Origin of the sequence: Isoptericola maris (assembly GCF_048065335.1) — a bacterium.
GTDB lineage: Bacteria > Actinomycetota > Actinomycetes > Actinomycetales > Cellulomonadaceae > Isoptericola > Isoptericola rhizosphaerae.
Genome location: NZ_JBLUNY010000006.1, coordinates 182,616 through 209,016 on the forward strand (window position 1 = coordinate 182,616; position 26,401 = coordinate 209,016).

The window sequence follows — 26,401 nt, forward strand, 5'->3', positions numbered from 1 at the left end:
GCGGGGGGGGGGGGGGGGGGGGGGGGGCGGGGGGGGGCCGGGGGGGGGGGGCCCCCCCCCCCCCCCCCCCCCCCCACAACACCCGTCGACTGAACCAACCAAGGAGCGAAGATGCCCCTCGTGGCAGGCGTGGACACCTCCACGCAGTCCTGCAAGATCGTCGTGCGCGACGCCGAGACCGGCGCCCTGGTGCGTTCCGGCTCGGCCCAGCACCCGGACGGCACGGAGGTCCACCCCGACCACTGGTGGACGGCCTTCACCGAGGCGGCCCGCGCGGCCGGTGGGCTCGACGACGTGGCCGCGATCGCCGTCGGCGGCCAGCAGCACGGCATGGTCGCCCTCGACGCCGAGGGGAACGTGGTCCGCGACGCCCTGCTGTGGAACGACACCCGGTCCGCCCCGGCTGCCGAGGACCTCATCCGTGAGCTCGGCGAGGGCGATCGTGATGCCGGTGCCCAGCGCTGGGCGGATGCCACCGGATCGGTCCTCGTCGCCTCGCTCACCATCACGAAGCTGCGCTGGCTGCGCGACGCCGAGCCCGACAACGCCGCCCGCGTCGCCGCCGTCGCGCTCCCTCACGACTGGCTGAGCTGGCGCATCGCCGGCTACGGACCGGCCGGCGACCCGTCGGCGCCCCTCGGCCCGCAGCTCGACCGCCTCTTCACCGACCGGTCCGACGCCTCCGGGACCGGCTACTACGACGCCGAGGCCGCGGCCGACGACGGCACTCCCGACGGGCCGGGCGCGTACCGGCGCGACCTGCTCGCCCTCGGGTTCGGCCGCGACGACGTCGTGCTGCCGCGCGTCCTCGCACCCTCCGAGTCCGGCGGCGTCGCCCACCCAACCGTGGCGGGCTCCGCGGTCGACGGCGGTGCCCTGCTGGGTCCCGGCGCGGGCGACAACGCGGGCGCCTCGCTCGGCCTGGGCATGGGTCCGGGCGACATCGCGATCTCGATCGGCACCTCCGGCGTCGTCTCCGCCGTCGCACCGCGCCGCACCGCCGACGGCTCGGGCGCGATCAACGGGTTCGCCGACGCCACCGGCAACGCCCTCATGCTCGCGGTGACGCTGAACGCCGCGCGGGTGCTCGACGCCGCCCGCACCGTGCTGGACACCGACTTCGACGGTCTCGCGCGTCTCGCCCTGTCCGCACCGCCCGGGGCCGACGGCCTGGTGCTGGTGCCCTATCTCGAGGGCGAGCGCACGCCCAACCGTCCCGATGCGACCGGCACGCTGCACGGCGTCCGCCTCAAGAGCTCGACGCGCGAGCACCTGGCCCGTGCGTACGTCGAGGGGATGCTGTGCGGGCTGGCCGACGGGCTCGACGCCCTGCGGGCACAGGGCGTACCCGTCGAGCGCGTCATGCTCATCGGTGGTGCCGCCCAGTCGCCGGCGGTCCAGGAGATCGCGCCGCAGGTCTTCGGCGTTCCGATCTCGATCCCCGCGGCCGGCGAGTACGTGGCCGACGGCGCCGCGCGGCAGGCGGCATGGGTGCTCGCGGCCGCGTCTGACCCGTCCGCGTCGGCCCCGTCGTGGTCGACGTCGGTCACCGCCACGCTCGACGCGGACCCGCGCCCGGTGGTGCGCGAGCAGTACGCCGCCGTCCGCGACCTGGTGTGACGACCGCACGCCGGCGTCCGTCCACGGTGCCGGCACCAGCGCCGGACGGCCCGGGAGGAGCGATCCTCCCGGGCCGTCGCGCTGCCCGGCGGCCATCGTCGGAACGATTCGACCTAATCGTTTAGCCCGGTGACCGCTCCCCGGCCCACGACTAACGTGGCCGCCGTCCCGAACCGTCCACTTCCTCCAGATCGGAGTCCGGAATGCAGCAGGTACGACGACGAACCCGCTGGACAGCTCTTCTCGCCTCGGCCGGCCTGATGGCCACCGGCGCCGTCGGTGTAGCCACCGCGACCAGCGCCGCGGCAGCCGAGGGCTGCTCGGTGGACTACCGCGTCACCAACGAGTGGTCGGGCGGCTTCCAGGCCGACGTCACGGTGACCAACCTCGGCGACCCGATCTCCGCGTGGCAGCTCGGCTGGACGGCCGCCTCCGGGCAGTCGGTGAACCAGGCGTGGAACGCCGAGGTGTCCCAGTCCGGCAGCACCGTCGAGGCCTCGGGCGTCGACTGGAACTCGGCCCTCGCCGCCGACGCCTCCGCGAGCTTCGGGTTCATCGGCACCTGGTCCGGCGACAACCCCGTCCCGAGCGACTTCACCCTCAACGGGGTGTCCTGCACCGGCGACGTCGGCGAGCCCGACCCGGAGCCCGAGCCCGACCCGACGGACCCCGAGCCCGACCCGGACCCGGACCCCACGCCCGCGCCGTCCGGTGACCTCTACGTCGACCCGGACACGCAGGCGTACGCGGCATGGGAGGCGGCGAGCGGCAGCGACAAGGACCTGCTCGCCAAGATCGCCCTGACGCCGCAGGCGTACTGGGTCGGCAACTGGAACGACGCCGAGACGGAGCGCGCCGCCGTCGCCGACTACACCGGCCGCGCGGCGGCTGACGGGACGACGGCGATGCTCGCGGTCTACGCCATCCCCGGCCGCGACTGCGGCAACCACTCGGGCGGTGGCGTCGAGGAGAGCGAGTACGCCCAGTGGATCGACGAGGTCGCCGCCGGGATCCAGGGCAACCCCTTCATCGTCCTGGAGCCGGACGCTCTGGCCCAGCTCGGTGACTGCGACGGCCAGGGCGACCGCGTCGGTCTCCTGCAGTACGCCGCCGAGCAGCTCACGGCCGCGGGCGGCCGCGTCTACATCGACGCCGGGCACTCCGGCTGGCTGAGCCCCGGAGACGCCGCAGACCGCCTCAACCAGATCGGGTTCGACCACGCGGTCGGGTTCGCCCTCAACACGTCGAACTACAACCCGACGGCCGCCGAGCAGGCCTACGGCGAGCAGATCTCGGCGCTCACCGGTGGTGCCTCCTACGTCATCGACACGTCGCGCAACGGCAACGGCTCCAACGGCGAGTGGTGCAACCCACGCGGCCGCGCGCTGGGTGAGCAGCCGCGCACCGTCGACGACGGCACGGCGCTCGACGCCCTGCTCTGGGTCAAGCTGCCCGGCGAGTCGGACGGCAGCTGCAACGGCGGCCCGGCCGCCGGTGCCTGGTGGCAGGAGATCGCCCTCGAGATGGCGGAGAACGCCTCCTGGTGATCGTCCCCGGTGAACCGGGTCCCCCGCGCGGGGGACCCGGTTGCCCGGGCCGGGGGATCACTCCCTCGGCCCGGGGCGCCACGCTGACGGTATGGAACAGACGAAGAGCACTGGTGCGGGCCTGACCCGCACCGCCGGCATCCTCATGATCGTCATCGCGGTGCTGCACGCCGTCGTCACCACCACGTCCCACTGGAGCGGCTGGCTCGCCGGCAACCTGCGCGACCGCACGGCGAGCGCCGAGTCGGTGGCGGCCTTCTGGGCGCAGCCCGGTGGGTTCGCCGTGGTCGTGCTGGTTCTCGGTCTCCTGGTCGTCCGTGCGGCGAACAGGGGTGACCGGCTCCCTGCCTATGTCGGCTGGTCGCTCCTCGGCTGGGTCGTCCTCTGCCTCGTCCTGATCGGCCCGGCGAGCGGCTTCAGCCTCGCGCTCGTGCCCGCTGCCCTGCTGGTCGCTGCCGACGTGCGGGCGCGGCTCGCGACCCGCCGCCGCCAGGTGCGGATCCGGTAGCGCAGCCCGGCGGTGCCCGACGACGTCATCCAGCGTGTCGACGCACCTGCGGCCGGCGACCACTCGGCCGGGTCGAGCACCGGTGCGAACGCGTCCCCCGCCACCTCGAGGTCGACCTCCGTGACCATGCAGACGTCCGCGAGCGCGACCGCCTCCGCGTAGACCTGCCCGCCACCCATGACCCACACCTCGTCGCCACCGGCCGCCTCGCGCGCGATGTCCAGCGCGGCGGGCAGCGACGACGCGACCACCGCACCGTCGTCGGACCATCCGGGTTGCCGGGTCACCACCACGTTGGTGCGTCCGGGCAGCGGCCGGACCCTGGCCGGCAGCGACTCCCAGGTGAGCCTGCCCATGACGACCGGGTGCCCCGCCGTCGTGCGCTTGAAGTGCGCGAAGTCCTCCGGGACGTGCCACGGGATGGCTCCGCCCGCACCGATGACCGGTCGGCCCGCGGCGTCACGGGCCTGCGCCCAGATCAGCCCGACCACACCACGCCCGCCGCGCGATCTCTCGGACCGCGATCCCTCGGCCCCCGGACCCTCAGACCGCAACAGGTGCCTTGATGCCGGGATGGTGCTGGTAGCCGACCACCTCGATGTCCTCGTAGGTGTAGTCGAGGATCGACGCACGGGGCGCGAGCCGCAGCCGCGGGTACGGGTAGGGGTCGCGCGCGAGCTGCGTGGTCACCTGCTCCACGTGGTTGTCGTAGATGTGGCAGTCGCCGCCGGTCCATACGAAGTCGCCGACCGCGAGCCCGGTCTGTGCCGCCACCATGTGCGTCAGCAGCGCGTACGAGGCGATGTTGAAGGGCACGCCGAGGAACAGGTCGGCCGAGCGCTGGTAGAGCTGGCAGCTCAACCGGCCGTCCGCCACGTAGAACTGGAACATGACGTGGCACGGCGGCAGCGCCATGTTCTCGATCTCGGCGACGTTCCACGCCGAGACGATGTGCCGCCGCGAGTCGGGGTTGGTGCGCAGCTGCTCGACGACGCGCGCGATCTGGTCCACGTGCCGGCCGTCCGGCGTCGGCCACGAGCGCCACTGCACGCCGTAGACGGGGCCGAGCTCGCCCCCGGCGTCGGCCCACTCGTCCCAGATGGACACACCGTGCTCCTGCAGCCACCGGACGTTCGAGTCGCCGCGCAGGAACCACAGCAGCTCGTACGCGATCGACTTCAGGTGCACGCGCTTGGTGGTGATGAGCGGGAAGCCGGCCTCGAGGTCGTAGCGGATCTGCCGCCCGAACACGCTGCGCGTGCCCGTCCCGGTGCGATCGTCCTTGCGCGTGCCGTGCTCCAGGACGTCGCGGAGAAGGTCCTCGTACGGGGTCGGCACGGTGCCCGACGGCGCGGGCTCACCCGCGGACGTCGGCGCGGCGGTGGCGTCCGTGAAGTCAGGGGCGGTCATGCGGACGAGTCTACGGACGCTCGGCGCCGGGGTGCTGGAGGCTGACCGGCCCGCCGGTACCGTGACGCCATGAGCCCCCGACGACTCGCGACCACCGGCGGGCTCGCCGCCGTCGTCAGCGTGCTCGTCGTGCTGCTGTACTCCGCACGGGTCGGGCGCCGGATCGGCGAGCCGGGCGTGATCTCCGGTCTCGCGCTGGTGCTGGTCGTGGCCGCGGTCGCGGTGGCCGTGTGGTTCGCCGTCGTCTCGGCGCGCGTGCGCAGCCAGGTCGCACGGGTGGCGCGGTACCGACCCGGCTCCCCGCTGTTCGTCGGGCGCCCGACGGCGGCACTGACGGCCGAGGCCCGCAGCCTCCGGGCGGGGACGCGCGGCCTGCCGCCCGACTGCCCGGACCGGGAGCATGTGGTCTACGCGATCCTCACCGACCGGGTCGAGCTGTGGGTCCGTGGCGACGACGCCCCGCGATGGTGGGTGACGCTGCCCGCCCCGGTCGCGACCGGCACGGTGGGCTCCGGCCGGCGGGTGCTGGACGCCCTGACGGTCCGGGACGCCTCGGCCCGGCTGCAGCTCGTGCCGACGTCGGACTCCGCGCAGGCGTGGCCGTCCCGGGCGCACCGGGTCGCCGCCGTCGCGCACGCCCGGGAGCTGCTGCAGCGCTGACCTCGTCGCGGGCCGGACGCTACTCCGACGGCCGCGCGTGCCGCGCGGCGTGCGGTGCGTCGACCGGCTCGTCGGGCACGGCGTCCGTCCCGTCACGACGGAGGTGGGCGCCGTGCTCCACCGCGGCGGACCGCTCCGCGGCACGGACGTCCGGCCCGACGGCCCCCGGGCGCTCGGGGTGCACGGAGCCGTCGTCGCTCTCGCTGCCGGTCGTCCCGCCGTCGGGCAGCTCGTCCGGCAGGATCTTGCCCGACCCGAAGTCGGACTTGTCCCGGGTGCTCATCCTTCGATCCAAGCACCGTCCGACGCCTCTCGCGCGGTGTGACGGACGCCGTCGCGCCAGATGTGTCTGCGGTGCGAGGATCGACCCATGACCGACGAGACGACCGCCGCCGACGCACCCGCCGCCGTGACCCCCTCCCCGACCGACCCGCTGTGGGTCGAGCGCACCGGTACCCGCACCTACCGCGGGCACACCGCGCGCGGTGCCAGCGTAGAGATCGGGCCGGCCTCCGAGGGCGCCGTCTTCACCCCGGGCGAGCTGCTGAAGATCGCGCTCGCGGCGTGCGCCGGCATGGCCAGCGACACCAAGTTCTCGCGCGTGCTCGGTGACGACTACGAGGCGACCATCCGGGTCGAGGACGCCAAGGACATGGCCGACGACCGGTACCCCGTGCTGACGGAGAAGTTCGAGATCGACCTCTCCGAGCTGGACGACAAGACCCGCGAGAAGACCCTCCTGCTCGCTCAGCGGTCCATCGACCGCGCCTGCACCGTGGGCCGCACGCTCAAGGCCGGCGCCGAGGTCCCCCCGGCACAGTTCGCCCCGCCGGCCTGACGGTCCCGTGACCACCCGTCCGGCGTACCGCGTCGAGGTGTCCCGGCTGGTGCCGCTGGACGCCGAGGCCGCGTTCGCCCGGGTGTCGGACCCGCGCCACCACCCGCGCTGGATCCCGCTGACGCGCTACGACGGGCCGACGGCGGCACCGGCGCCGGGCGTCGGGTTCACCATGGTGAGCGGACCGGGCGCACGGCGCGGCCGAGCCGGGTTCGTCGACCGGATGACCACCCTGCAGCATGTCGCGCCGTCGACGGCGGAGGGGACCGTCGGGCGCAACGTGGTGCGCAAGGACGGGCCGGCCCTGAGCGGCACCGCCGGACTCGACGTCGTCCCGGTGGACGCGGGCCGCTCACGCGTCGTGTGGTGGGAGGAGGTGCGCCTCGTCGGGCCGTGGCCGCGGCGGGCGAACGAGCGCGCGGTCGGGCTCTTCCTGCGAGCGATGCTGGCCGTCACGCTGTGGCGGTTCAGCCGCGAGGTCTGCTCGCGGGGCCGCGGGTAGAGTCGCAGGCGTGAGCACGTCGGACGTCACCCCGGAGGGCGGGCGCGAGGTCGAGTCCTGGACCCGGTACCGCCCCACTCCCCTGCTGGACTCGCTCCTCGACAAGGCGGTGACCATCCCGTCGGCGGCGATCCACAAGCACGTCGACGTGGTGCGCCGCCGCAACCCGGAGGCCGATCCCGCGCGCGTCGTCCAGATCCTGGAGCGCGAGTACCTCACGGTGGTCGCCACGACGGGTGGCGCGGTGGGTGCCGCGGCCGCCGCTCCCGCGGTCGGTACGACGGCTGCCGCCGTCCTGACCACCAGCGACATCGCGACGTTCTTCGCGACGTCGGCGGCGTTCTCCCTCGCCGTCGCTGACGTGCACGGCATCCCGATCGACGACGTCTCCCGGCGGCGCGCGCTGCTCCTGGCGACGGTGCTCGGTGACGCCGGCGCCCGCGACGTGCAGCGCGCCGCGGAGGGGTCGCAGCTCGCCTGGGGCAAGGTCCTGCTCACGTCCATGCCGCAGACGGCGATCAAGCGTGTCAACCGGGTGCTCACGCACCGGTTCCTCAAGCGGCAGCTCGCCAAGCAGGGCACGTTGGCGCTGGGACGGATGATCCCGTTCGGCGTCGGCGCCGTCGTCGGGTACGCGGGCGGGCGGGCGCTCGGGCACGGGGTCGTCTCCCAGTCCCGGTCGGCGTTCGGCGTGCCGCCGGGGCACTTCCCCCGCGTCGTCGAGAACGCCCCGCCGGCACTCGAGGAGGGTGAGCGCGGCAAGCCCTCGGCTGTGCGTTTCCGCCGATTCCGGCGGCGAGGTTCGGACATCTCCGACGACGACGGCGCCCGCCCGGACGCGTAGTCTCGGAGCCGTGAGTACCTCACCCGACCAAGCAACCGCCGTCGACCCCGCGCTCGCCGCCCGCCTGCCGGAGCTGCGCGAGCAGTACGCCGCGCTGCAGGCGCGAGGGCTGAGTCTCGACCTGACCCGCGGCAAGCCCTCGGCCGAACAGCTCGATCTCTCCGAGGCGCTGCTGTCGCTGCCCGGCGAGGGGAACCACACCTCAGCGTCCGGCACGGACGTGCGCAACTACGGCGGGCTCGCGGGCCTGCCCGAGCTGCGCGAGATCTTCGCCGAGCTCCTCGGCGTCCCCACCGACCAGCTCCTCGCCCAGGACAACGCGTCGCTGCGCATCATGTACGACTGCGTGGTCCAGGCGATGCTGTTCGGCGCGCCGGGAGGTTCCGGGCCCTGGTCCGGCGACGGGCCGATCACGTTCATCTGCCCGGTGCCCGGGTACGACCGGCACTTCGCGATCTGCGAGGAGCTCGGCATCCGCATGGTGACGGTCCCCATGACGCCCGACGGCCCGGACGCCGAGGCCGTCGCCGAGCTCGTCGCCGACGACCCCTCGGTCAAGGGCTTGTGGGCGGTGCCCACGTATGCGAACCCGGACGGCTCGGTGATCTCCGAGGCGGTCGCGCGGCGCCTCGTCTCGATGCCCGCCGCGGCCGGTGACTTCCGCATCTTCTGGGACAACGCCTACGCGGTGCACCACCTGACCGAGCACGAGACCAAGACGGCGAACGCGATCGAGCTGGCCGCAGAGGCAGGAAGCCCCGACCGCGTGCTCATGTTCGCCTCGACGTCCAAGGTGACGTTCGCGGGCGCGGGCGTGTCGTTCCTGGCGTCGTCGCCGGCCAACGTCGCATGGTTCACCGAGCACCTGTCGATCCGGTCCATCGGGCCGGACAAGGTCAACCAGCTCCGCCACGCGCAGTTCTTCGGTGACGCCGCCGGGGTTCGCGCCCACATGGCCAAGCACCGCGAGATCCTGGCGCCGAAGTTCTCCGCCGTCGTCTCGATCCTCACCGAGCGCCTCGCGGACACGGACGTCGCGACCTGGACGGACCCGGACGGCGGCTACTTCGTCTCCGTCGACGTGGTGCCGGGGACGGCGTCGCGGGTCGTGGAGCTGGCCGGTGCGGCGGGGATCAAGCTGACTCCCGCAGGCGCGACGTTCCCCTACGGACGGGACCCGGAGAACCGGAACATCCGGCTCGCGCCGTCGATGCCCCCGCTGGACGAGGTCCGGGTGGCGATGGACGGCGTCGCGACGTGCATGCTGCTCGCGGCGGCCGAGCAGGCCGCCGCCTGACGCCGCGCGCCCCACACGTTGTGGGCGCCCCGCACGTTGTGGGCGCCCCGCACGTTGTGGGCGCGATATCTGGCCTGTTTCGTCCGTTATAGGCCGTTCTCGGGCCCAGATTTCGCGCCCACAACGTGAGGACTCGGGACGACGAAGGCCCGTACCGCCCTCTTGCAGGGGGCGGTACGGGCCTTCGTCGGCGCGGTGCAGGCCCTCAGCCGAGCACGGCCTTGAGGAACTCCTGGGTGCGCGGGTGCGACGGGTTCGTGAACATCGTCTCGGGGTCCGTCTCCTCGACGATCTGACCCTTGTCGAACATCAGCACGCGGTCGGAGACCTCGCGCGCGAACTGCATCTCGTGCGTGACGAGGAGCATCGTGATGTCCGTGGTGTCCGCGATCTCCTTCAGGACGCCGAGGACGTCGGCGACGATCTCCGGGTCCAGGGCAGAGGTGACCTCGTCGAGCAGCAGGATCTCCGGATCCATCGCCAGCGCACGGGCGATCGCCACGCGCTGCTGCTGACCACCGGAGAGCTCGTTGGTGTTGAAGTCCCGCTTCTCGCTCATGCCGACCTTGTCGAGCAGGCGCTCGGCGTCGGCGACGGCCTCGTCCTTGGACTTGCCGAGGACGTGGACCGGTGACTCGATGATGTTCTCGAGCACCGACATGTTCGGGAACAGGTTGAACTGCTGGAACACCATCCCGACCCGGTTGCGCACCACACGGCGACGCTTCTCCGGGACCTTGACCCACTTCTCACCCTTGTACTCGTGGGTGTAGGGGTCACCGTCGATGAGGATGAGCCCGCCGCTGAGCTCCTCGAGCGTCATGAGCAGACGCAGGATCGTCGTCTTGCCTGATCCCGACGGCCCGATCAGCGTGATCCGCTGTCCCTGCGGGACGGAAAAGTTCAGTCCGTCCAGCACGACGTTGTCACCGAAGCGCTTGGTGACGTCGCGGAACTCGATGGCGGGCGTCTCACCCGTGGATGTGGTCATGGTCTGGCTTCCTGTGGATCGAGTCGAGTCAGGCAAGGCGGATCTCCATCCTGCGCACCAGGAGCGAGGTCGGGTAGCTGATCAAGAGGAAGAGCACCCCGACCATCGTGATCGGCTCGATGTACGAGAAGGTGTTGGCACCGAAGCTCTGCGCCTCGGTGAACATCTCCACGATGCCGATCACGAAGAGGAACGGTGTCTCCTTGAACATCGAGATCGCGTAGTTCCCGAGCCCCGGCAGGGTGTTGCGGATGGCCTGCGGCAGGATCACCGCGCGCCAGGTGCGGCCCGGAGCCATGTTCAGCGCCGTCGCCGCCTCCCACTGCCCCTTCGGCACCGCCTCGATACCCGCGCGGTACACCTCGGACATGTAGGTCGCGTAGTGCACGCCGAGCACGCTGAACCCGACCGCCAGCGTCGGGATCGTCGGGAACGCCAGCCAGATGAAGGTCAGCTGCACCGGGATCGGCGTCATCCGGACGAAGTCCACCAGCAGCCGCAGCGGGGCCTTGAGCCATCGGCTGGGCGTCCGCATGGCCAGAGCGATGAAGAAGCCGAGGACGGCAGCGATGGCCATGCCGACCACGGTGGCGAGCACCGTGATCTGCAGACCCTCGAGGAGATGCGGCAGAACTTCCCAGGCGCGGTCCCAGCGCCAGATCGAGTCGTTCATACCGCTGACCCCCTCGCTGTGATCGATTCGGAGCCAACGTCCGGCTTGACCCGGAGCGCCTCACGCAACGACGGCTTCTTCGTGCCTCGTCCCAGACGTCGCTTGGCGCGCTCCTCGAGCCAGTTCATACCCCACGTCAGCAGGTAGGCGATCGCGAAGTAGACGAGCAGACCCGCCGTGTAGCTGAAGAACACGTCGTTGGTCGCCCGCCGGAGCTGGTCCGTCCAGTAGTTGACGTCGTGCAGCGTGATGTAGGCCGCGAGCGCAGAGCCCTTGAGCAGCTGGATCAGGAGGTTCGTCAACATGGGGATCATCAGCGCCCACGCCTGCGGGAAGATCACTCGCCGCACCTTGTGGAACCAGCTCATGTTGAGCGCCGTCGTCGCCTCCCACTGCCCTTTCGGGACGGAGGCGATCGATCCACGCACCACCTCGGAGCCGTAGGCGCCGTAGTTGAGCCCCAGCGCGACGATTCCCACAGCCAGCGCCTGCATCTCGTAGCCGAACGCCGGCAGCACGTAGTAGATCCAGAAGAGCTGGACGACCAGCGACGTGCCGCGGAAGAACTCGACCACCACGCGGGACGGCCCGCGCACCCAGAGGGACCGGGTGCGCGAGCCGAAGCCGAGGAGCAGAGCCACGATCGCGGCGAGGATGGCGCCACCGATCGTCAGCTCCAGGGTGACGACGACTGCCTCGCCGAGACGAGGCAGCCGGTCGATCAGTGTCTGGATGTCATCGGACACAGGTCAGGAGCCCAGCCCCAGCTCGTCGTTGATGGCCTCGAGGTCACCCTCGCAGAGCATCTCGGCCGTCAGACCCTCCGGGGGACGCTCGGCCTCGGTGAACCCGAACTCGCCGAGCACCTCGGCGTACCGGTCCGGGTCGCCGATGATCGTGGCGGCCTGCTCGTTGTAGGCCGCGAGCAGCTCGGTGTCCTCCTGGCGGAACACCGTGGAACCCGCACCGACCTGCGCGACACCATCGATGACGGCGGTGAACGCCTCGGTCGCCTCCACGGCGGCGTCAGTGTTCTCGGCGAGGGCGCGCAGCGAGATGCCGGTCAGCGCGAAGGCGTCGGCACGACCGGAGTCGACGGCGTCCAGACCGTCCTGCGGGCTGCCCACCTCGAGCGTGCTGACGTCGGTCTCCTCGGCGTACCCGGCCTCGATGGCCCCGGACATCACGGCGATCTCAAGGTCGGTGCCCTCGACGGACTGCCAGTCGCTCAGTCCGTCCGGGTTGCCCTCGGGGACGAGGAACGCGGTGGTGTACATGATCTCGGGCTCGCTGAAGGCGGCCTGCTCGCACCGCTCGGGCAGGATCGACATGCCGGCGCTGATCGAGTCGACACGGCCGGCCGTAAGGTTCGGGATGAGCGAGCCCCACTCGGTGAGCGTGCCCTCGACGGTGTCGATGCCGAGCTCGGAGTAGACGGCCTCGTTGAGTGCGACCGCGGCGCCGGTGAGCTCGCCGGAGTCGTCCTCGAAGCTGTACGGCTCCTCGCCGGCGAAGCCGACCGTGATCGAGCCGGCCTCCTGGAGCTGGGCGAGAGTCGAGTCGCCGCCCTCGTCGCCGTTGCCTCCGGAGCCTCCGCCGTCGGTGCTGGAGCAGGCGGTGAGTGCCGTGAGAGCAAGAACGGAACCAGCCGCCAACAGAGCGCGGCGGCGATTCGTGGTCCTGATGGACTGCACGGGAGTCTCCCTTCCGTGGCCCCGGCGCCTGCGGCAGTCGCTCGGGACTGAGATGTGTGGACGGATCGCCACGGTAGCGGCGATACGGACGTCCCGACAATCTGCACATCGGGCTGTCCGAGTGTCCTACACTCGCACAATCGGCAAGAAACCGCCGCTACCTGCGGCCGGATCTGTGCCACGACATGCCCCGGCGACGTCCAGGACCTGTGATCGTTGTCGGGTCGTGACCTTGGAAGGAGCCCAGATGCCCTCGGCGTCTCACCCTGCGTTCGGTACCGCCCCCGCCCTCTCACCCGTGACCCGTCCCTCGACGGTCGACCTGATCGCGGTCGAGCTGCGCAACGCGATCTACTCGGGAGGGCTGCGCGTGGGGTCGGGACTGCGGGAGATCGAGATGGCACGCCAGCTCGGCGTGAGCCGGGGTGCCTTCCGGGAGGCGGCCCAGCGGCTCGTCGCGGAGGGGATCGTCGTGGCCACTCCCGGTCGCGGGATGTCCGTGCGCACCATCGGTCGTGACGGCATCCGCCCGCTCTACTCCGCGAGGACGATGGTCGAGACGACGGCCGCACGCCTCGCCGTCGAACGCGCGAGCGATCGGCAGGTCGCCGCCGTGCGGTCGGCGCACGACGCGCTCGTGCGCGCCGAGGCCGCTCACGACGCCTTGCGCGTCGGGGCGGCCGACCTCGCGGTGCACTGGGAGCTGGTGGCCGCGAGCGGCAATGCTTGGCTGCAGCAATGGATGAGCACGCTCATCGTCGAGGTGCGCATCGCCAGCTTCACGGTGAGCGAGGAGTACACGGTGCGTACGGACGCCGCCCGCTCGCACGCCCCGCTCGTGGAGCACCTCGAGGCGCGCGACGCCGACGGCCTGGAGGCCGCGATCCGGGCGAACCTCGACGACGCCGTCATGCGCCTGCTCGCGCCCGACACGGCGGGCGTCCAGATCCTGGAGGAGCCGCGCCCCCTGCCGGCTCCCCGCCTCGAGCCCCTCGACCGCTAGCCCGCTAGCCCGCGGAGCGTTGTGGGCGCCCACAACCCCGACGGTCAGCGCGTGAGCGGCACCGCCTGCGCGCGGCGCTCACGCTCGTAGTCCGCGGCACGCCACGACGTCATGCCGCCGACGACGACGGCGACCGCCTCGCCCGCATCGTCCCGCAACACCTCGATCGCCTCACCCACCGGGCCGAACCCGTCGTGGACCGCCGGCCGCAGCACCGGCCCCTCCACCGTCAGCTCCTCCGCGCCGACGAACGGGTCGGCCTTGCGCGGGTCGATCAGCCACAACCGGTCCCCGAGGCGCGCCACGTCGACCATCCCCCACAGGTTCGCGTAGCAGCCGGTCCACCGGTCGAGGTCGCCGTGCGCGACCGCAGCGTCCCCGCCCCGAGCCGCTCCGCCGTCGTCGGCCACGGCCTTGCTGACCAGGGAGAACAGGCCGGCCGCGATCTGGTCGGCCGGGCCGTCGACCGCGTTCGTCAGGACGGCGACGGCGATCCCACGCTCCGGGTCGAACCAGGTGCGCGTGATCTGCCCGGGGAACCCTCCCGAGTGCCCCACCACCCGTCGGCCGGCGATCTCGCGCGCCTCGAAGCCGAGCCCGTACTCACGGCGCGGCGCCCCGGGCAGGTCCACCACCGACTCGGCACGGTGCAGAAGTCGCCGCATCGCCGGGGTCAGCAGGTCGGACCCGTCGCAGTGCGCCGCCGCCCAACGGACCAGGTCGCGCGCCGTGGAGCAGAATCCGGTAGCGGCAGCGAGCGCACCGGTGGTCGCGGCGGCCACGGGCAACCGCCCGTCGGCGAACCGTGCGGGCAGGCCGGGCTCGGCGAGCACAGGGGCCGAGTGGCCGACGACGGCACGCCGGTCCTCGCCCTCACCGAGCTCCGGCGAGGTGTCGGCCAGGCCGAGCGGCTCGAGGAGGTCGGTACGCACGTGCTCGGGGTAAGGGGTGCCGGTCACCGCCTCGACCGCGAGCCCGAGCAGCCCGTAGGCCAGGTTGGAGTACTTGAACGCCTCACCCCGTCCGATGACGTCACCGCTGGTCAGGACCGCGTCCAGCAGGTGGGCGCGGTCCGGGAAGGGCGCCGCGAGCTGCCAGAAGTCCGCGTCCTGGCCGTCCCTGCGCACGCCGCCGGTGTGCCCGAGCGCCTCCCGGACCGTCACCTCGCCCACCCGTGATCCGCCGAGCTCGGGGACGTACGCGTCCAACGGGTCGTCGAGGCGCATCGCACCGCGCTCGACGAGGCGCGCGACGACGGTGGCGGTGAACGTCTTGGAGTGCGACGCGACGCGGAAGACGTGGTCGCCGCGCAGCGGCGTGCCGGAGGTCAGGTCGGTGACGCCCCACGCACCGTCGAGCACCACGTCGCCGCCGGCGAGCACGGCGTACTGCACCCCGGGCGTCCGGGCGATGCCGGCCTGGGTCGCGACCCAGTGGTGGAGGTAGGCAGGGTCGAGGCGGTCGACGCGCGTGTGGGGCATGCGCGGCACTGTACTGGAGCCCTCCGGGCCGGCCACCGGACCGTCGTCCGCCGAGCGATGAATTCCCTGTCGGTGCCCGGTCGTAGGTTCTACCGTGAGGATGAGCCCACCAAGGAGACCTTGAGATGACTGAGAACACCGACCCGCGTCTCGCCGTCGAGGCGACAGGGCTCGTCAAACACTTCACCTCCGGGAAGAAGACCACCAAGGCCGTCGACGGCGTCGACCTGACGATCCCGACGGGGAGCGTCTTCGGCCTGCTCGGCCCCAACGGCGCCGGCAAGACGACCGTCGTGCGGATGCTGGCCACCCTGCTGCGTCCCGACGGCGGGTCCGCCCGCGTGCTGGGCCACGACGTCGTGCACGATGCCGACGCCGTGCGCAGCGCCGTCGGGCTCACCGGCCAGTACGCGTCCGTCGACGAGGACCTGACGGGCACCGAGAACCTGCTCATGCTCGCCCGCCTGTTCGGGTTCCGCGGGCGGGCAGCCACGCAGCGCGTGGCGAACCTGCTCGAAGCGTTCAGCCTCACCGACGCCGGGTCGCGACAGGTCAAGACGTACTCGGGCGGCATGCGTCGGCGCATCGACCTCGCGGCGTCGCTCGTGCTCTCCCCACGCGTGCTGTTCCTCGACGAACCGACCACCGGACTCGACCCGCGCTCCCGCAACCAGGTGTGGGACATCGTGCGAGTGCTCGTCGACGACGGCGCCACGGTGCTGCTCACGACGCAGTACCTCGAGGAGGCGGACCAGCTCGCCGACCGGATCGGCGTCATCGACCACGGCAGGCTCATCGCCGAGGGCACGTCCACCGAGCTCAAGCGGTCGGTCGGCCAGGGCGCGGTCGAGATCCGCCTGGCCGACGCCACGCAGCGCGCCGAGGCGGCCGCCGTCGTCCAGCGGATGCTCGGGACCGAACCGACGCTGCCCACCGACCCGTACGCCCTCAGCGCGCGGGTGCCCGACGACGGCGCACACCTCGTGGCGCAGCTCCTGCCCGCGCTCGGCGAGGCCGGGATCGCCGTCCCGGAGTTCTCCCTCGGGCAGCCCAGCCTGGACGAGGTGTTCCTGACACTGACCGGCGAACCGTTGCCGGCGGACGAGACGAGCGACGGCGCAGCCGTCGAGCAGGAGGTGGCCCGATGAGCGCCGTCGACATCAGCACGACGACCCTGCGCGAGGCCGTGGCGCTGGACGACCGGCCTGCGCGGCCCTCGGCGGTGGCGACGTCGCTGACCTTCGGATGGCGGGCGCTGCTGAAGATCAAGCACGTGCCGGAGCAGCTCTTCGACGTGCTGGTCTCGCCCGTCATCTTCACCCTCATGTTCACCTACCTGTTCGGTGGGGCGATCGCGGGGTCCACGGACGCCTACATCCAGTTCCTGCTGCCGGGCATCCTGGTGCAGACGATCATCATCGTGACCGTGTACACCGGCTACACGCTCAACACGGACATCACGAAGGGCGTGTTCGACCGGTTCCGGTCGCTGCCGATCTGGCGGCCCGCCCCGATCGTCGGGGCGCTGCTGGGTGACACCGTCCGGTACACGATCGCCTCGGTGATGTGCATCGGGCTGGGGCTGATCATCGGGTTCCGGCCGGACGGCGGCGTGCTCGGCGTGGTCGCCGGCGTGGCGCTGCTGCTGGTCTTCGCCTTCGCGCTGAGCTGGATCTTCACGATCCTCGGTCTGCTGCTGCGCACGCCGAACGCGGTGATGGGCGTGTCGATGATGGTCCTCATGCCGCTGACGTTCGCGTCGAACATCTTCGTGGATCCGTCGACGATGCCCTCGGGGCTGCAGACCTTCGTGGACCTCAACCCGGTGTCCCACCTGGTCACGGCCGTCCGTGGTCTCATGGCCGGTTCGGCGGGTTGGGGCGACGTGACGACGGTGCTGATCTCCGCCGTCGTGATGACCGCGGTGTTCGCCCCGATCACGATGTACCTCTACCGCAACCGCCACTGACCCCCGCCTCTCGGTTCGTTGTGGGCGCGATTTCTGGCCCGAATTGCCGTCTTTGGGGGCATTTATGCCCCAGAAATCGCGCCCACAACGGCTACCGCAGCGCCTGGCGGGTGCGTCCCACCAGTCTCGTCCCGTCCCGGACGATATCGTCGGCCACCGCGACGATCACGGTGTGCCCGATCTCCTCGAGCCACCGGCGACGGCGGACGTCATCTCGCCACTGCTCCTTGTCGGTCCGATGCTGGTCACCGTCGTACTCGATGACCACCCTCTGTGCCGGATAGAGCAGGTCGCACCGCTTCACGTACGTCCCGTCGGCGAGACGAACCACCTCGTTCACGACGGGACACGGCAAGCCGGCACCGGTCAGAAGCAGACGCGTGCGCGTCTCCATGACCGAGTCCGTGCCCGGCCGGACCCGCGAGAGCTGGTCGCGCACCTGCGCGATGCCCTTCACCTTTCGGGTCGCCTCGGCCTTGCGCTGTAGCTCCGCCACCGAGGTGAGCATCCACTTGCGCCGGAGGAACGAGTCACCGAGCACCACGACATCGTCCGGGAGTCGCAGACCGACACCGACATGGACGAAGGTCTGCGCCGGCGCCGTCACGCGCAACCCGCCGACGTCCACGACGTCGAGGCTCTCCTGCCTGCTCCGGTGTGCCACGACCCCGGGCCTCTGGGCACGTTCCGCAGGGTTCGACGAGATGACGTGCAGCGCGTCGTCCTGGGCGATCGTCCAGGGCACGTCGACGCCGAGCAGGCGCAGTGCCGTCCCGTGGCTGAAGGCGACGGAGTCGTCCAGCACGGTCGCGAGGGCGCGGCAGCGGGTGAGGAAGTCCTGGTGCTGCGGGCCCGGGACACGGACGCCGTGAAAGGGAGCCGCCAAGGAGTCGCCGATACGCAGCGATTCGGCGGAGGTACCGCGGCCGATCGCTGATCGCACGGAGAAGGGCGAGGCGGCTCTGTGATCGGGCGTCGACATGCACCGACCGTGCCAGAACGGGCACCTCGGCGAGGTCGCCTATCCACAGCCCCGGGCGACCATCGATTGTGGGCGCGATTTCTGGGCCGTGGATGCCCCCAAAAGGGGCATATCAGGCCAGAAATCGCGCCCACAACATCACGGGGGTCAGGCGGCGGGGTCGGCCTGCATCTCTTCGTCGCAGCGACGGGTGACGACCAGCACCGGGCACTGGGAGTGGTGCAGCACCGCCTGGCTGGTCGAGCCGAGGAGCAGCCCGCGGAAGCCGCCACGCCCTCGTGAGCCGACCACGACGAGGTCGGCCGCCGACGAGAACTCGGTGAGCAGCTCGGCCCCCGACCCGTCCAGCACGTGGCGCTTGATCGTGAGGCCCGGATGCTCCGCCTGGATCTGGTCGACGATCACGTCCAGCCCCGCCTCCACGTCCGCGAGCACCTGCTCGTGATCGATCTGGGACGGCAGCCAGGCGAGCACCCCGGCGCCCGACCCGAGCGGCACGCCGGCGACTGCGACCAGCTCGGCATCCCACGACTTCGCCTGGTCGACGGCGTACCGCAGTGCGACCTCGGACGTCGGCGAACCGTCGACGCCGACGACGATCCGGCTGACCTCGTGGACGGTGTCACCGTCGCGGCGCCGCGGGTCGTCGGCACCCTCACGGTGCGGGACCACGACCGTCGGGCAGTGCGCGTGCGCCGGCAGCGCCGACGACACGGTGCCGAGCAGACGCTCCGTGAAACCGCCACGGCCGCGGGTGCCCACCACGGCGAGCGAGTGCTCGGACGACATCTCGACGAGCACACCCGCCGCGTCCCCCGTGGCGACCGTGCCCTGCACCGGGACGCCGAGCGGTGCGACCCGCGCCTCGGCCTCCGCGAGCACTGCCTTGGCACCTTCGGCGATCGCCGTGTCGTCGAGTGCCGCGTATCCGCCGTCGAGCGACGCCGCCGTGAAGGAGGGCAGCGAGTAGCTGCACACGATGTGCAGCCCCCATCCGACCCGCTGGGCGTACGCCGCGGCCCAGTCCAGGGCGTGCAGGCTCGCGGTCGAGCCGTCGACGCCCACCAGGACGACCTCTGGACGTGTCATGTCGCGCCTCCCGTCATGTCCGGACCTCACCGTCCGGAGCCACCTTAGTTCAAGGATATCGAAAGACGCCCGCAAGGTGTAGCAAAGGGAAGCACGACGCCCCGACGTTCGCAGGGAACGTCGGGGCGTCGGTGATGCTGGAGAGGAAGCCTCAGCCGGTGACCCGGAGGAACACCGGGCTGGACTGCCAGATGCCGGACTGGCGGACCGTCCACCCGCCCGGACGCGTGGCCTCGATCTGCTGGCCGTTGCCGATGTAGATCGAGATGTGACCGGGCGACCAGATGAGGTCACCGGGCTGCGCCTCGGCGCGCGACACCACGGTGGTGGCGGACGAGCTACGCATCTGGCTGGACGAACGCGGCAGCGACGTCACGCCGACCTGGGCGTAGGCGTAGGTCACCAGGCCCGAGCAGTCGAACCCGGACGGCGAGGCGCCACCGACCACGTACTTGGTGCCGATGTACCGGGCGGCGATCGAGGCGACCTGCGAGCCGCGCGAGCCGTCCGCGGCGGGGGCCGCTGCGGACTCAGTGCTCGCAGCCGAGGTGTCGGCGCTCGTCGTGCTGGAGTCGACGGCGGTGCGCTCGGCCGACCGGGAGGGAGCGACCTCGCGGACGGGCTCCGGCTCGGGCTCGGGTGCCGCCTTGATCTCGGCCGCCTTGGCGACCTTCGGGGTCACCTTCTCGACGGACATCTTGGCCCCGGCGTCCACGGTGACGACCGGAGCCGACTCGAGGGCGGTACGAGCCTGGTCGGTCAGCGCGCCGAGGTCGACCGTGCTGAGCTTCTTGGCCGCGTCGTTGTCGACCGGAGCGGCCTGCGCCGCAGTGGCGCCACCGATGGTCGAGACGAGCAGACCACCAGCAGTGGCGACGACGGCGGCACGACGACCGGCAGCCGCAGACGGAGCGGCGAGCATCGGGCGGCGTGCGGCACGGTGCTTGCCGCGCGTCCTGGTAGGTGCGTTCACGTGTTCCCTCTCCTGTCGCCTACGAGGTCAGCTGTCGGGTTCGGGTGGGAGAAATCACCCGGCCACCGAGAACTCTCGTTCTCGACGACTTCACCCCAAGGACACCGTCTCCGGTGCCCGAAAGTGGGTCCCCCGCTCCTGCCGGCGGTCTTGGTCCCTGACCGGTGGCAGGACTCGGCGTCCGGTCAGGATCCGGAAGAGTTCTCGACCGGACGTGGAAACCGTAGCGGATCTCGGCGGCCATGTCACGTTTAGGTCACGGTGATCCGTGACGCAGCCCGCTGGAGGCCTCCCGGACCCGCTGGACGCCCCGCTGAAGCCCGTGATCACGCCGCCCGGACAGTTCCCCGTCCGCGCGGCCCCGGACGCTCAGCGGCCCTTCCCGCCCCGAGACACCAAGAGGCCCCGCCGCGCAGGTGCGCGGCGGGGCCTCGTCGGTGTCGTGGAAGCGTCAGCCCACGCGGATGAACGTGGGGTTCGACTGCCAGATGTTGCGGAACTGGATCGTCTTGCCGGGACGCGGCGCGTCGATCTGCGTGTTGCCGCCGGCGTAGATGGCGATGTGGCCCGGGGACCAGATGAGGTCGCCCGGCTGCGCGGCGGAGCGCGAGACGACGGTGCCCGCGTAGCGCTGGTCCGACGAACCGCGCGGCAGCGAGACGCCGGCCTGCGCGAACACGTACTGCGTGAAGCCCGAGCAGTCGAACCCGGACGGCGACGTGCCGCCGGAGACGTACGGGACACCCACGTAGCGCGAAGCGATGGAGATGATGGACGAGCCGTTGGCCGAGGCCGGTGCGGCGGCCTGGGTGGAGGAGGAGGACGACTCGCTGCTGCTCGTGTCGACGGCGGTGCGCTCACCCGAACGGGACGGGGCGACCTCGCGGACGGGCTCCGGCTCCGGCTCCGGTGCCGCCTTGATCTCGGCGGCCTTGGCGATCTTGGGGGTGACCTTCTCGACGGACATCTTGGCGTCGGCGTCGACGGTGACCACAGGGGCCGCCTCGAGGGCCGTCCGAGCCTGGTCGGTCAGCGCGCCGAGGTCGACGGTGCTGAGCTTGTTGGCCGCGTCGTTGTCGACCGGAGCGGCCTGTGCTGCGGTGGCGCCACCGATGGTCGAGACGAGCAGGCCACCAGCGGTGGCCACGACGGCGGCCCGACGGCCAGCAGCCGCGGACGGCGCAGCCAGCACGGGACGGCGTGCGGCACGGTGCTTGCCACGCGTGGTGCGAGCAGTCACGTTCAACCTCTCCTTGTCGCCTACGAGGTCAGCTGTCGGGTTCGGGTGGGAGAAAACACCCGGCCACCGAGAACTCGCGCTCTCGACGACTTCACCCCAAGGACACCGTCTCCGGTGCCCGAAAGTGGGTCCCCCGCTCCTGCCAGCGGTCATTCGTGGAAACCAGGACGGCGGCAGGGTTAGGCGTCCGTCCCGGTACTCGCCGGAGGAATCTCCCGCAAGCGTGTCCGACCGTACCCGAACCGGCTGGCGATGTCACGTTCCGATCACGACCCTGTGGACGGCCTCCGCGCAGCACCTGGACCCGCCTTCCGCAGCACCGGGGAGACGCCGCCCGGAACGCGCTCAGCGCGCCGCGACGAACAGGTGCTTGGCGAGGTCCTCGGGCAGCTCGAGGCCCTCGTCGGCGCCCGAGGCCTGCACGGCGTAGTAGTCGCCGATCGCTCTCGCCTGGACGCGCGTGCCAGGCAGCAGCCCGACCTTCGCCAGCCGTGCGAGGAACTCGTCGTCGACCTGGACGGGCTCGGCGATGCGCTGCAGCACGACCGTCACCTCGTCGGAGCCGCCCCGCAGGAAGGTCGGCAGGGACTGCACGCCGTCGAGGAACGGCACGTCCTCGTACTGCTCGCCCAGCTCGGACAGTCCCGGGATCGGGTTGCCGTAGGGGTCGTGGTGCGGGTGGTCGAGGAGTGTGACGAGGCGCCGTTCGACGAGGTCGCTCATGACGTGCTCCCAGCGGCACGCCTCGTTGTGGACGTGCTCCCAGTCCAGCTTGATGACGTCGGTGAGGAGCCGCTCCGCCAGCCGGTGCTTGCGCATGACGCGGGTCGCCTTCGACCTGCCGTCGTCCGTGAGCTCGAGGTGACGGTCGCCCGTGACGATCACCAGGCCGTCCCGCTCCATCCGCGCGATCGTCTGCGAGACCGTGGGCCCCGAGTGACCGAGGCGCTCCGCGATCCGTGCACGGAGCGGCGTGATGCCCTCCTCACCGAGCTCGTAGATCGTCTTGAGGTACATCTCGGTGGTGTCGATCAGGTCGGTCACGTCCACTCCCGTCTTGAGGCCCGGGCCTAGTCTATTCGCACACGTCACCGTTCGAACGTCCTCGCACGTGCGAACGGACACACCACGAGCCACGGAGCCCATATGACCCTGCAGATCCCCTCGTCGCTGCTGCCGTCGGACGGCCGGTTCGGCTCCGGTCCGTCGAAGGTTCGCACGGCTCAGGTCATGGCTCTGGGTGCGGCCGGGGACCCGGCCCGGCCCGTGCTCGGCACCTCGCACCGGCAGCCTGCCGTGAAGGACCTGGTCCGCCGGGTGCGCGCGGGCCTCGCGGACCTCTTCGACCTTCCCGACGGCTACGAGGTCGTGCTGGGCAACGGGGGGTCGACGGCGTTCTGGGAGGTGGCGACGGCGTCTCTCGTCCGTGAGCGGGCCCAACACGCGACGTTCGGCGAGTTCGGCGCCAAGTTCGCGGCTTCGACGCGCCGTGCACCGTTCCTGGCCGACCCGGAGGTCGTCGAGGCCGCACCGGGGAGCGTGGCGTACCTCGCGCCGTCGGACGCCGTGGACGTCTATGCCTCTCCCCACAACGAGACGTCGACGGGTGCGATGGCGCCGGTTCGCCGGCCGGCGGGGAGCGACCAGCTCCTCCTGACGGACGCGACGTCGGGCGCGGGCGCCCTGCCCGTGGATGTCCGTGAGACGGACGTGTACTACTTCGGCCCGCAGAAGGCCTTCGGGGCCGACGGCGGCCTGTGGCTCGCGCTGTGCAGCCCGGCCGCGATCGAGCGGGCCGCCGAGGTCGAGCCGTCCGGCGGCGGCCGCTGGGTGCCCGAGTTCCTGTCGCTGACGACGGCACTGGCGAACTCGCGGCAGGACCAGACGCTGAACACCCCGGCGGTCGGCACGCTCGTGATGCTCGCCGACCAGGTCGAGTGGATCCTCGGCCAGGGCGGGCTCGCGTGGTCGACGGCGCGCTGCGCCCGCTCCGCCGAGATCCTCTACGGCTGGGCGGGGTCCCGCGACTGGGCGACCCCGTTCGTCGAAGATCCGGCGGAGCGGTCCACCGTGGTGGGGACGATCGACCTGGACGCCGCGGTCGACGCGAGCGCCGTCGTCGGACACCTGCGGGACAACGGGGTGCTCGACGTCTTCCCGTACCGCAAGCTGGGCCGCAACCAGATCCGGGTCGGGATGTTCCCCGCGGTGGAACCGTCCGACGTCGAGGCACTGGTCAACTGCGTAGATTATCTCGTCGACCGCCTCGCGTGATCTACTGAGCGAGAATTTCACCCGCTCTCCTGCTAGCCTTCCCGACATATCTCGCATACACGACATGCGTGACGCGTCAGAGAGGATGCCGGGGATGGACCACTTCACATACGGGATGCTGACGCCACTGGCGGGCTACATTGCTTCGTTCATCGGCTGCCTGACGGGACTCTCCGCGACGTCGCGGGCACGCGCGGCGACGGGAGTGGCCGCCAAGAGCGTCTGGCTCGCCATCGGCGCGGTCGCGATCGGCGGTACCGGGGTGTGGGTCATGCACTTCATCGCGATGCTCGGGTTCACCGTGCACGGCATGCCGATCAAGTACGACATCCCCCAGACCATCGCGTCCGCCCTGCTGGCGATGGTCGTCGTGGCGATCGGCCTGTTCATCGTCGGCTTCTTCGGCGACCGGATCGTCTACCTGCTCGGCGGCGGGCTCGTGGTGGGACTCGGCGTCGCCAGCATGCACTACATGGGTATGGCCGCGATGCAGATGAGCGGCGAGGTCAGCTACAACGGCGTCCTCGTGGCGGCGTCGCTGGTCATCGCCGTCGTCGCCGGTACCGCGGCACTGTGGCTGTGCGTCAACGTCCGGGGCTGGCTGCTGTCGACGGCCGCCGCGCTGGTGATGGCGGCCGCGGTGGCGGGCATGCACTACACGGGCATGGCCGCGATGGAGATGTCCGGCCCGATGGGCGAGGCGCCGCTGGGCACGTCGGCGACCGAGCTGCTGGCGCCCTTGATCGGCGGGGTCTTCCTCACCACCGTCGCGCTGATCTTCGTGGTGCTCATGTGGCCGACGGAGGAAGAGATGCGCGAGCGGCAGCGGCTCGCCGAGCGCATCGCCCTCCCGCAGGGCTGAACCGCCGCGGCCGTCGGGCGCACCGCCCGCGACGCGACCACGCCCGCGCCGTCTGCTCAGGCGGCGCGGGCGTGGTCGCGCTCGACGGCGGGCGCCTGGTCGAGGTAGACGACCTCGAGGTGGGGCCGGCGGAGCAGCCGGTACCGCACCTTGAGCCGCCAGTTGCGCACGGCCCAGATCGTCGCCCCGAGCGCGACGACGAGCGTGGCGATCGACCCGATGAGGATCGACCAGCGCGGGCCGAAGGCCTCCCCGACCCACCCGACGATCGGCGACCCGATCGGCGTCGCGCCCAGGAACACCATCATGTAGAGCGACATGACGCGGCCGCGCATCGCCGGATCCGTCGAGGTCTGGATGGTGGAGTTGGCGGCGGTCATCATGGTCAGCGACGCCAGCCCGACGGGGATGCAGGCCACCACGAACGACGGGAACGTGGGCATGAGGGCCATCACCGCCGTCGCGATCGCGAACGCGAAGGCAGCGCCGATCACGAGCCGCACGCGCGGGCGGTCGCGCCGGGCCGCCAGCAGCGCCCCCGTCAGCGACCCGATCGCGAGCACGGAGCCGAGCAGCCCGAACTCGCCGGCGCCGCGCTCGAACTCGACGCGCGCCATCATCGCCGAGGTGAGCTGGAAGTTGAGCCCGAACGTGGACACGACGGCCATCACCACCATGATCACGACGATGTCGGTGCGCCCCCGCACGTACCGCAGACCCTCGCGGATCTGGCCCTTGCCGCGCGGGGCGCGCTCGCGCGCCCAGGACGCCTCGGCCTTCATGAGGGCGATGGCGACGATCGTCGCGACGAAGGTGAGGCCGTTGATGACGAACACCCATCCGGACCCGACGGCGGCGATGAGCAGCCCGGCGACGCCCGGCCCCACGAGGCGCGCGGCGTTGAAGGAGGCGGAGTTGAGCCCGACGGCGTTGGCGAGTCGCTCGGGCGGCACCAGCTCGGCGACGAAGGTCTGCCGCACGGGGTTGTCGAACGCGGTGACGATGCCGAGGCCGAGCGCGAACGCGTACACCTGCCAGAGCTGGGCGTTCCCGGACAGGACGAGGGCGCCCAGGCCGAGGGCGAGCAGGCCCATCGCGCCCTGGGTGGCCATCAGCAGCTGACGGCGGGGCAACCGGTCGGCGAGGAGGCCCGCCCACGGCCCGATCAGCAGCAGGGGCAGGAACTGCAGGGCGGTGGTGATGCCGAGCGCCACGCCGGAGTCGTCGGTGAGGTCGGTGAGGACCAGCCAGTCCTGGGCGACGCGCTGCATCCAGGTGCCGACGTTCGCGACGAGGGCGGCGCCGAACCAGAGGCGGTAGTTGGGGTAGCGCAGGGAGGAGAAGGTGGTGCTCATCCAGCCGCCACCTTCACGAGGATCTCGGTGGCGGCCGCGAGGGTGGCGCGCTCGTCGGCGTCGAGCTCCTCCAGGCGGCAGGTGAGCCAGGCGTCCCGACGACGGCGCGTCTCGGCGATCTCGTGGCGGCCGGCGTCGGTGAGGCGCACCACGACCTGGCGCTTGTCCGTGGGGTGGTCGATCTTGTCGACGAGGCCGAGCGCGGCCAGCGCCGTCACAGCCCGGGTCATGGCGGGCGGGCGGACGCGCTCGTGCTCGGCGAGGGCGCCGGGGCTCATCTCGCCGTGCCGGTTCAGGACCGCGAGGACGCCGAACTGGCCTTCGGGCAGGTCGGCCTCGCCGCGCTGGGTACGCAGGCGGCGGGCGGCGCGGGTGAGGGCGACACGGAGGTCGCTGCTGAGCTGGGCGGGATCGTGCATCACTGTTCTTACTCTAGGTCATTACCCGGCGACACGGCCTGTGAGTTCCGCCACGGTCAGAGACAGCCCGCCCGGGGGGGGGGGGGGGGGGGGGGGGGGGGGGGGGGGGCCCCCCCCCCCCCGGGCCCCCCCCCCCCCCCCCCCCCCCCCCCCCACCCCCCGGCCCCCCC

27 protein-coding genes, 1 pseudogene and 2 riboswitches are annotated in these 26,401 nt (G+C 71.7%); of the genes and pseudogenes, 13 read left to right on the plus strand and 15 right to left on the minus strand.

Features of this window, described 5'->3' with window-relative positions; genetic code table 11:
- Nucleotides 1-111: 111 nt before the first annotated feature.
- The 3 genes from ACH5HR_RS11025 (at nt 112) to ACH5HR_RS11035 (ending at nt 3,675) form a co-directional block, all read left to right on the plus strand.
- Nucleotides 112-1,620, plus strand: coding sequence for a xylulokinase (locus ACH5HR_RS11025; protein ID WP_402374366.1), 1,509 nt, complete (start codon nt 112-114; stop codon nt 1,618-1,620).
- 260 nt (nt 1,621-1,880) lie between these two features.
- Nucleotides 1,881-3,167, plus strand: coding sequence for a glycoside hydrolase family 6 protein (locus ACH5HR_RS11030; RefSeq protein ID WP_416477848.1), 1,287 nt, complete (start codon nt 1,881-1,883; stop codon nt 3,165-3,167).
- 91 nt (nt 3,168-3,258) lie between these two features.
- A complete protein-coding gene (locus tag ACH5HR_RS11035) occupies nt 3,259-3,675 on the plus strand; it encodes a DUF6463 family protein (protein ID WP_416477850.1) in 417 nt (138 codons plus the stop codon).
- Nucleotides 3,676-3,728: 53 nt separating this feature from the next.
- Here ACH5HR_RS11035 and ACH5HR_RS11040 read toward each other — a convergent pair.
- Both ACH5HR_RS11040 and ACH5HR_RS11045 read right to left on the minus strand, forming a co-directional pair.
- Nucleotides 3,729-4,307, minus strand: a pseudogene (locus ACH5HR_RS11040) (dihydrofolate reductase); the annotation flags it as partial.
- On the minus strand, nt 4,219-5,085 hold the full coding sequence (locus ACH5HR_RS11045; protein ID WP_416477852.1) for a thymidylate synthase: 867 nt from the start codon (nt 5,083-5,085) through the stop codon (nt 4,219-4,221). The pseudogene ACH5HR_RS11040 and the gene ACH5HR_RS11045, both read right to left, overlap by 89 nt.
- Nucleotides 5,086-5,154: 69 nt before the next feature.
- Here ACH5HR_RS11045 and ACH5HR_RS11050 point away from each other — a divergent pair, with 69 nt between their 5' ends.
- On the plus strand, nt 5,155-5,745 hold the full coding sequence (locus ACH5HR_RS11050; RefSeq protein ID WP_416477853.1) for a hypothetical protein: 591 nt from the start codon (nt 5,155-5,157) through the stop codon (nt 5,743-5,745).
- Between the two features lie 19 nt (nt 5,746-5,764).
- On the opposite strand, the gene ACH5HR_RS11055 is transcribed toward ACH5HR_RS11050, so the two are convergent.
- Nucleotides 5,765-6,028: a hypothetical protein gene (locus ACH5HR_RS11055; RefSeq protein WP_402374356.1), complete on the minus strand. Its 264-nt coding sequence runs from the start codon at nt 6,026-6,028 to the stop codon at nt 5,765-5,767.
- 87 nt (nt 6,029-6,115) lie between these two features.
- Here ACH5HR_RS11055 and ACH5HR_RS11060 point away from each other — a divergent pair, with 87 nt between their 5' ends.
- The 4 genes from ACH5HR_RS11060 to ACH5HR_RS11075 are packed head-to-tail and all read left to right on the plus strand — an operon-like array spanning nt 6,116 to nt 9,226.
- Nucleotides 6,116-6,583 carry an OsmC family protein gene (locus ACH5HR_RS11060; protein ID WP_416477855.1) on the plus strand — a complete coding sequence of 156 codons (468 nt, stop codon included), beginning with the start codon at nt 6,116-6,118 and terminating at the stop codon, nt 6,581-6,583.
- Between the two features lie 7 nt (nt 6,584-6,590).
- Entirely contained in the window at nt 6,591-7,085 is a 495-nt protein-coding gene (locus ACH5HR_RS11065) for an SRPBCC family protein (RefSeq protein ID WP_416477856.1), read from the plus strand.
- Between the two features lie 10 nt (nt 7,086-7,095).
- Nucleotides 7,096-7,929, plus strand: a complete 834-nt coding sequence (locus tag ACH5HR_RS11070) for a hypothetical protein (protein ID WP_416477857.1) — start codon at nt 7,096-7,098, stop codon at nt 7,927-7,929.
- Nucleotides 7,930-7,939: 10 nt separating this feature from the next.
- Nucleotides 7,940-9,226, plus strand: coding sequence for an aspartate aminotransferase type Ic (locus ACH5HR_RS11075; protein ID WP_416477858.1), 1,287 nt, complete (start codon nt 7,940-7,942; stop codon nt 9,224-9,226).
- A gap of 205 nt (nt 9,227-9,431) precedes the next feature.
- On the opposite strand, the gene ACH5HR_RS11080 is transcribed toward ACH5HR_RS11075, so the two are convergent.
- The 4 genes from ACH5HR_RS11080 to ACH5HR_RS11095 are packed head-to-tail and all read right to left on the minus strand — an operon-like array spanning nt 9,432 to nt 12,584.
- Nucleotides 9,432-10,217 (minus strand): amino acid ABC transporter ATP-binding protein, encoded by a 786-nt coding sequence (locus ACH5HR_RS11080; protein ID WP_402374347.1) that lies wholly within the window; start codon nt 10,215-10,217, stop codon nt 9,432-9,434.
- Between the two features lie 28 nt (nt 10,218-10,245).
- On the minus strand, nt 10,246-10,890 hold the full coding sequence (gene ehuD / locus ACH5HR_RS11085; protein WP_402374345.1) for an ectoine/hydroxyectoine ABC transporter permease subunit EhuD: 645 nt from the start codon (nt 10,888-10,890) through the stop codon (nt 10,246-10,248).
- Nucleotides 10,887-11,636, minus strand: coding sequence for an ectoine/hydroxyectoine ABC transporter permease subunit EhuC (gene ehuC / locus ACH5HR_RS11090; RefSeq protein WP_402374343.1), 750 nt, complete (start codon nt 11,634-11,636; stop codon nt 10,887-10,889). The genes ehuD and ehuC overlap by 4 nt, the downstream gene beginning before the upstream one ends.
- A 3-nt stretch (nt 11,637-11,639) precedes the next feature.
- Complete coding sequence (locus ACH5HR_RS11095; RefSeq protein ID WP_402374341.1) at nt 11,640-12,584, minus strand: transporter substrate-binding domain-containing protein; 945 nt, start codon at nt 12,582-12,584, stop codon at nt 11,640-11,642.
- A gap of 247 nt (nt 12,585-12,831) precedes the next feature.
- Here ACH5HR_RS11095 and ACH5HR_RS11100 point away from each other — a divergent pair, with 247 nt between their 5' ends.
- Nucleotides 12,832-13,587, plus strand: a complete 756-nt coding sequence (locus ACH5HR_RS11100) for a GntR family transcriptional regulator (RefSeq protein ID WP_402374339.1) — start codon at nt 12,832-12,834, stop codon at nt 13,585-13,587.
- Between the two features lie 44 nt (nt 13,588-13,631).
- On the opposite strand, the gene ACH5HR_RS11105 is transcribed toward ACH5HR_RS11100, so the two are convergent.
- The gene (locus tag ACH5HR_RS11105; RefSeq protein ID WP_416477860.1) at nt 13,632-15,068 is read right to left on the minus strand and encodes a serine hydrolase domain-containing protein; all 1,437 of its coding nucleotides are present in this window, start codon (nt 15,066-15,068) and stop codon (nt 13,632-13,634) included.
- A 125-nt stretch (nt 15,069-15,193) separates the two neighbouring features.
- Here ACH5HR_RS11105 and ACH5HR_RS11110 point away from each other — a divergent pair, with 125 nt between their 5' ends.
- Both ACH5HR_RS11110 and ACH5HR_RS11115 read left to right on the plus strand, forming a co-directional pair.
- Nucleotides 15,194-16,216 (plus strand): efflux ABC transporter ATPase subunit, DrrA-related, encoded by a 1,023-nt coding sequence (locus tag ACH5HR_RS11110; RefSeq protein ID WP_402374335.1) that lies wholly within the window; start codon nt 15,194-15,196, stop codon nt 16,214-16,216.
- Entirely contained in the window at nt 16,213-17,037 is an 825-nt protein-coding gene (locus tag ACH5HR_RS11115; RefSeq protein ID WP_402374333.1) for an ABC transporter permease, read from the plus strand. The genes ACH5HR_RS11110 and ACH5HR_RS11115 overlap by 4 nt, the downstream gene beginning before the upstream one ends.
- A gap of 91 nt (nt 17,038-17,128) precedes the next feature.
- On the opposite strand, the gene ACH5HR_RS11120 is transcribed toward ACH5HR_RS11115, so the two are convergent.
- The 5 genes from ACH5HR_RS11120 to ACH5HR_RS11140 all read right to left on the minus strand — a co-directional run bounded on the left by ACH5HR_RS11120 (nt 17,129) and on the right by ACH5HR_RS11140 (nt 22,365).
- Nucleotides 17,129-18,019, minus strand: coding sequence for a DUF559 domain-containing protein (locus tag ACH5HR_RS11120; protein WP_416477862.1), 891 nt, complete (start codon nt 18,017-18,019; stop codon nt 17,129-17,131).
- A 147-nt stretch (nt 18,020-18,166) separates the two neighbouring features.
- Complete coding sequence (locus ACH5HR_RS11125; RefSeq protein WP_402374329.1) at nt 18,167-19,108, minus strand: universal stress protein; 942 nt, start codon at nt 19,106-19,108, stop codon at nt 18,167-18,169.
- A gap of 151 nt (nt 19,109-19,259) precedes the next feature.
- On the minus strand, nt 19,260-20,081 hold the full coding sequence (locus ACH5HR_RS11130) for a C40 family peptidase (RefSeq protein WP_416477864.1): 822 nt from the start codon (nt 20,079-20,081) through the stop codon (nt 19,260-19,262).
- Nucleotides 20,082-20,271, minus strand: a riboswitch (cyclic di-AMP (ydaO/yuaA leader). It abuts the gene before it with no gap.
- 261 nt (nt 20,272-20,532) lie between these two features.
- On the minus strand, nt 20,533-21,321 hold the full coding sequence (locus ACH5HR_RS11135; RefSeq protein ID WP_416477866.1) for a C40 family peptidase: 789 nt from the start codon (nt 21,319-21,321) through the stop codon (nt 20,533-20,535).
- A 2-nt stretch (nt 21,322-21,323) separates the two neighbouring features.
- Nucleotides 21,324-21,479, minus strand: a riboswitch (cyclic di-AMP (ydaO/yuaA leader).
- A 187-nt stretch (nt 21,480-21,666) separates the two neighbouring features.
- Nucleotides 21,667-22,365, minus strand: a complete 699-nt coding sequence (locus ACH5HR_RS11140; protein ID WP_402374324.1) for an iron-dependent transcriptional repressor DtxR — start codon at nt 22,363-22,365, stop codon at nt 21,667-21,669.
- A 102-nt stretch (nt 22,366-22,467) separates the two neighbouring features.
- Here ACH5HR_RS11140 and serC point away from each other — a divergent pair, with 102 nt between their 5' ends.
- Both serC and ACH5HR_RS11150 read left to right on the plus strand, forming a co-directional pair.
- Entirely contained in the window at nt 22,468-23,595 is a 1,128-nt protein-coding gene (gene serC / locus ACH5HR_RS11145; RefSeq protein ID WP_416477868.1) for a phosphoserine transaminase, read from the plus strand.
- Nucleotides 23,596-23,689: 94 nt separating this feature from the next.
- Nucleotides 23,690-24,457: an MHYT domain-containing protein gene (locus tag ACH5HR_RS11150; protein WP_402374320.1), complete on the plus strand. Its 768-nt coding sequence runs from the start codon at nt 23,690-23,692 to the stop codon at nt 24,455-24,457.
- A 56-nt stretch (nt 24,458-24,513) separates the two neighbouring features.
- Here the strand turns inward: ACH5HR_RS11150 and ACH5HR_RS11155 are convergent, their stop codons facing one another.
- Complete coding sequence (locus ACH5HR_RS11155; protein ID WP_416477869.1) at nt 24,514-25,812, minus strand: MFS transporter; 1,299 nt, start codon at nt 25,810-25,812, stop codon at nt 24,514-24,516.
- Nucleotides 25,809-26,231: a MarR family winged helix-turn-helix transcriptional regulator gene (locus ACH5HR_RS11160; protein ID WP_402374537.1), complete on the minus strand. Its 423-nt coding sequence runs from the start codon at nt 26,229-26,231 to the stop codon at nt 25,809-25,811. The genes ACH5HR_RS11155 and ACH5HR_RS11160 overlap by 4 nt, the downstream gene beginning before the upstream one ends.
- Nucleotides 26,232-26,401 lie beyond the last annotated feature (170 nt).

Bases quoted from the DNA above. Each gene is read 5' to 3' on its own strand.
- ACH5HR_RS11025 (WP_402374366.1), top strand. From the start codon at position 112: ATGCCCCTCGTGGCAGGCGTGGACACCTCCACGCAGTCCTGCAAGATC.
- ACH5HR_RS11030 (WP_416477848.1), top strand. From the start codon at position 1,881: ATGGCCACCGGCGCCGTCGGTGTAGCCACCGCGACCAGCGCCGCGGCA.
- ACH5HR_RS11035 (WP_416477850.1), top strand. From the start codon at position 3,259: ATGGAACAGACGAAGAGCACTGGTGCGGGCCTGACCCGCACCGCCGGC.
- ACH5HR_RS11045 (WP_416477852.1), bottom strand. From the start codon at position 5,085: ATGACCGCCCCTGACTTCACGGACGCCACCGCCGCGCCGACGTCCGCG.
- ACH5HR_RS11050 (WP_416477853.1), top strand. From the start codon at position 5,155: ATGAGCCCCCGACGACTCGCGACCACCGGCGGGCTCGCCGCCGTCGTC.
- ACH5HR_RS11055 (WP_402374356.1), bottom strand. From the start codon at position 6,028: ATGAGCACCCGGGACAAGTCCGACTTCGGGTCGGGCAAGATCCTGCCG.
- ACH5HR_RS11060 (WP_416477855.1), top strand. From the start codon at position 6,116: ATGACCGACGAGACGACCGCCGCCGACGCACCCGCCGCCGTGACCCCC.
- ACH5HR_RS11080 (WP_402374347.1), bottom strand. From the start codon at position 10,217: ATGACCACATCCACGGGTGAGACGCCCGCCATCGAGTTCCGCGACGTC.
- ehuD (WP_402374345.1), bottom strand. From the start codon at position 10,890: ATGAACGACTCGATCTGGCGCTGGGACCGCGCCTGGGAAGTTCTGCCG.
- ACH5HR_RS11100 (WP_402374339.1), top strand. From the start codon at position 12,832: ATGCCCTCGGCGTCTCACCCTGCGTTCGGTACCGCCCCCGCCCTCTCA.
- ACH5HR_RS11105 (WP_416477860.1), bottom strand. From the start codon at position 15,068: ATGCCCCACACGCGCGTCGACCGCCTCGACCCTGCCTACCTCCACCAC.
- ACH5HR_RS11110 (WP_402374335.1), top strand. From the start codon at position 15,194: ATGACTGAGAACACCGACCCGCGTCTCGCCGTCGAGGCGACAGGGCTC.
- ACH5HR_RS11115 (WP_402374333.1), top strand. From the start codon at position 16,213: ATGAGCGCCGTCGACATCAGCACGACGACCCTGCGCGAGGCCGTGGCG.
- ACH5HR_RS11120 (WP_416477862.1), bottom strand. From the start codon at position 18,019: ATGTCGACGCCCGATCACAGAGCCGCCTCGCCCTTCTCCGTGCGATCA.
- ACH5HR_RS11125 (WP_402374329.1), bottom strand. From the start codon at position 19,108: ATGACACGTCCAGAGGTCGTCCTGGTGGGCGTCGACGGCTCGACCGCG.
- serC (WP_416477868.1), top strand. From the start codon at position 22,468: ATGACCCTGCAGATCCCCTCGTCGCTGCTGCCGTCGGACGGCCGGTTC.
- ACH5HR_RS11150 (WP_402374320.1), top strand. From the start codon at position 23,690: ATGGACCACTTCACATACGGGATGCTGACGCCACTGGCGGGCTACATT.
- ACH5HR_RS11155 (WP_416477869.1), bottom strand. From the start codon at position 25,812: ATGAGCACCACCTTCTCCTCCCTGCGCTACCCCAACTACCGCCTCTGG.
- ACH5HR_RS11160 (WP_402374537.1), bottom strand. From the start codon at position 26,231: ATGCACGATCCCGCCCAGCTCAGCAGCGACCTCCGTGTCGCCCTCACC.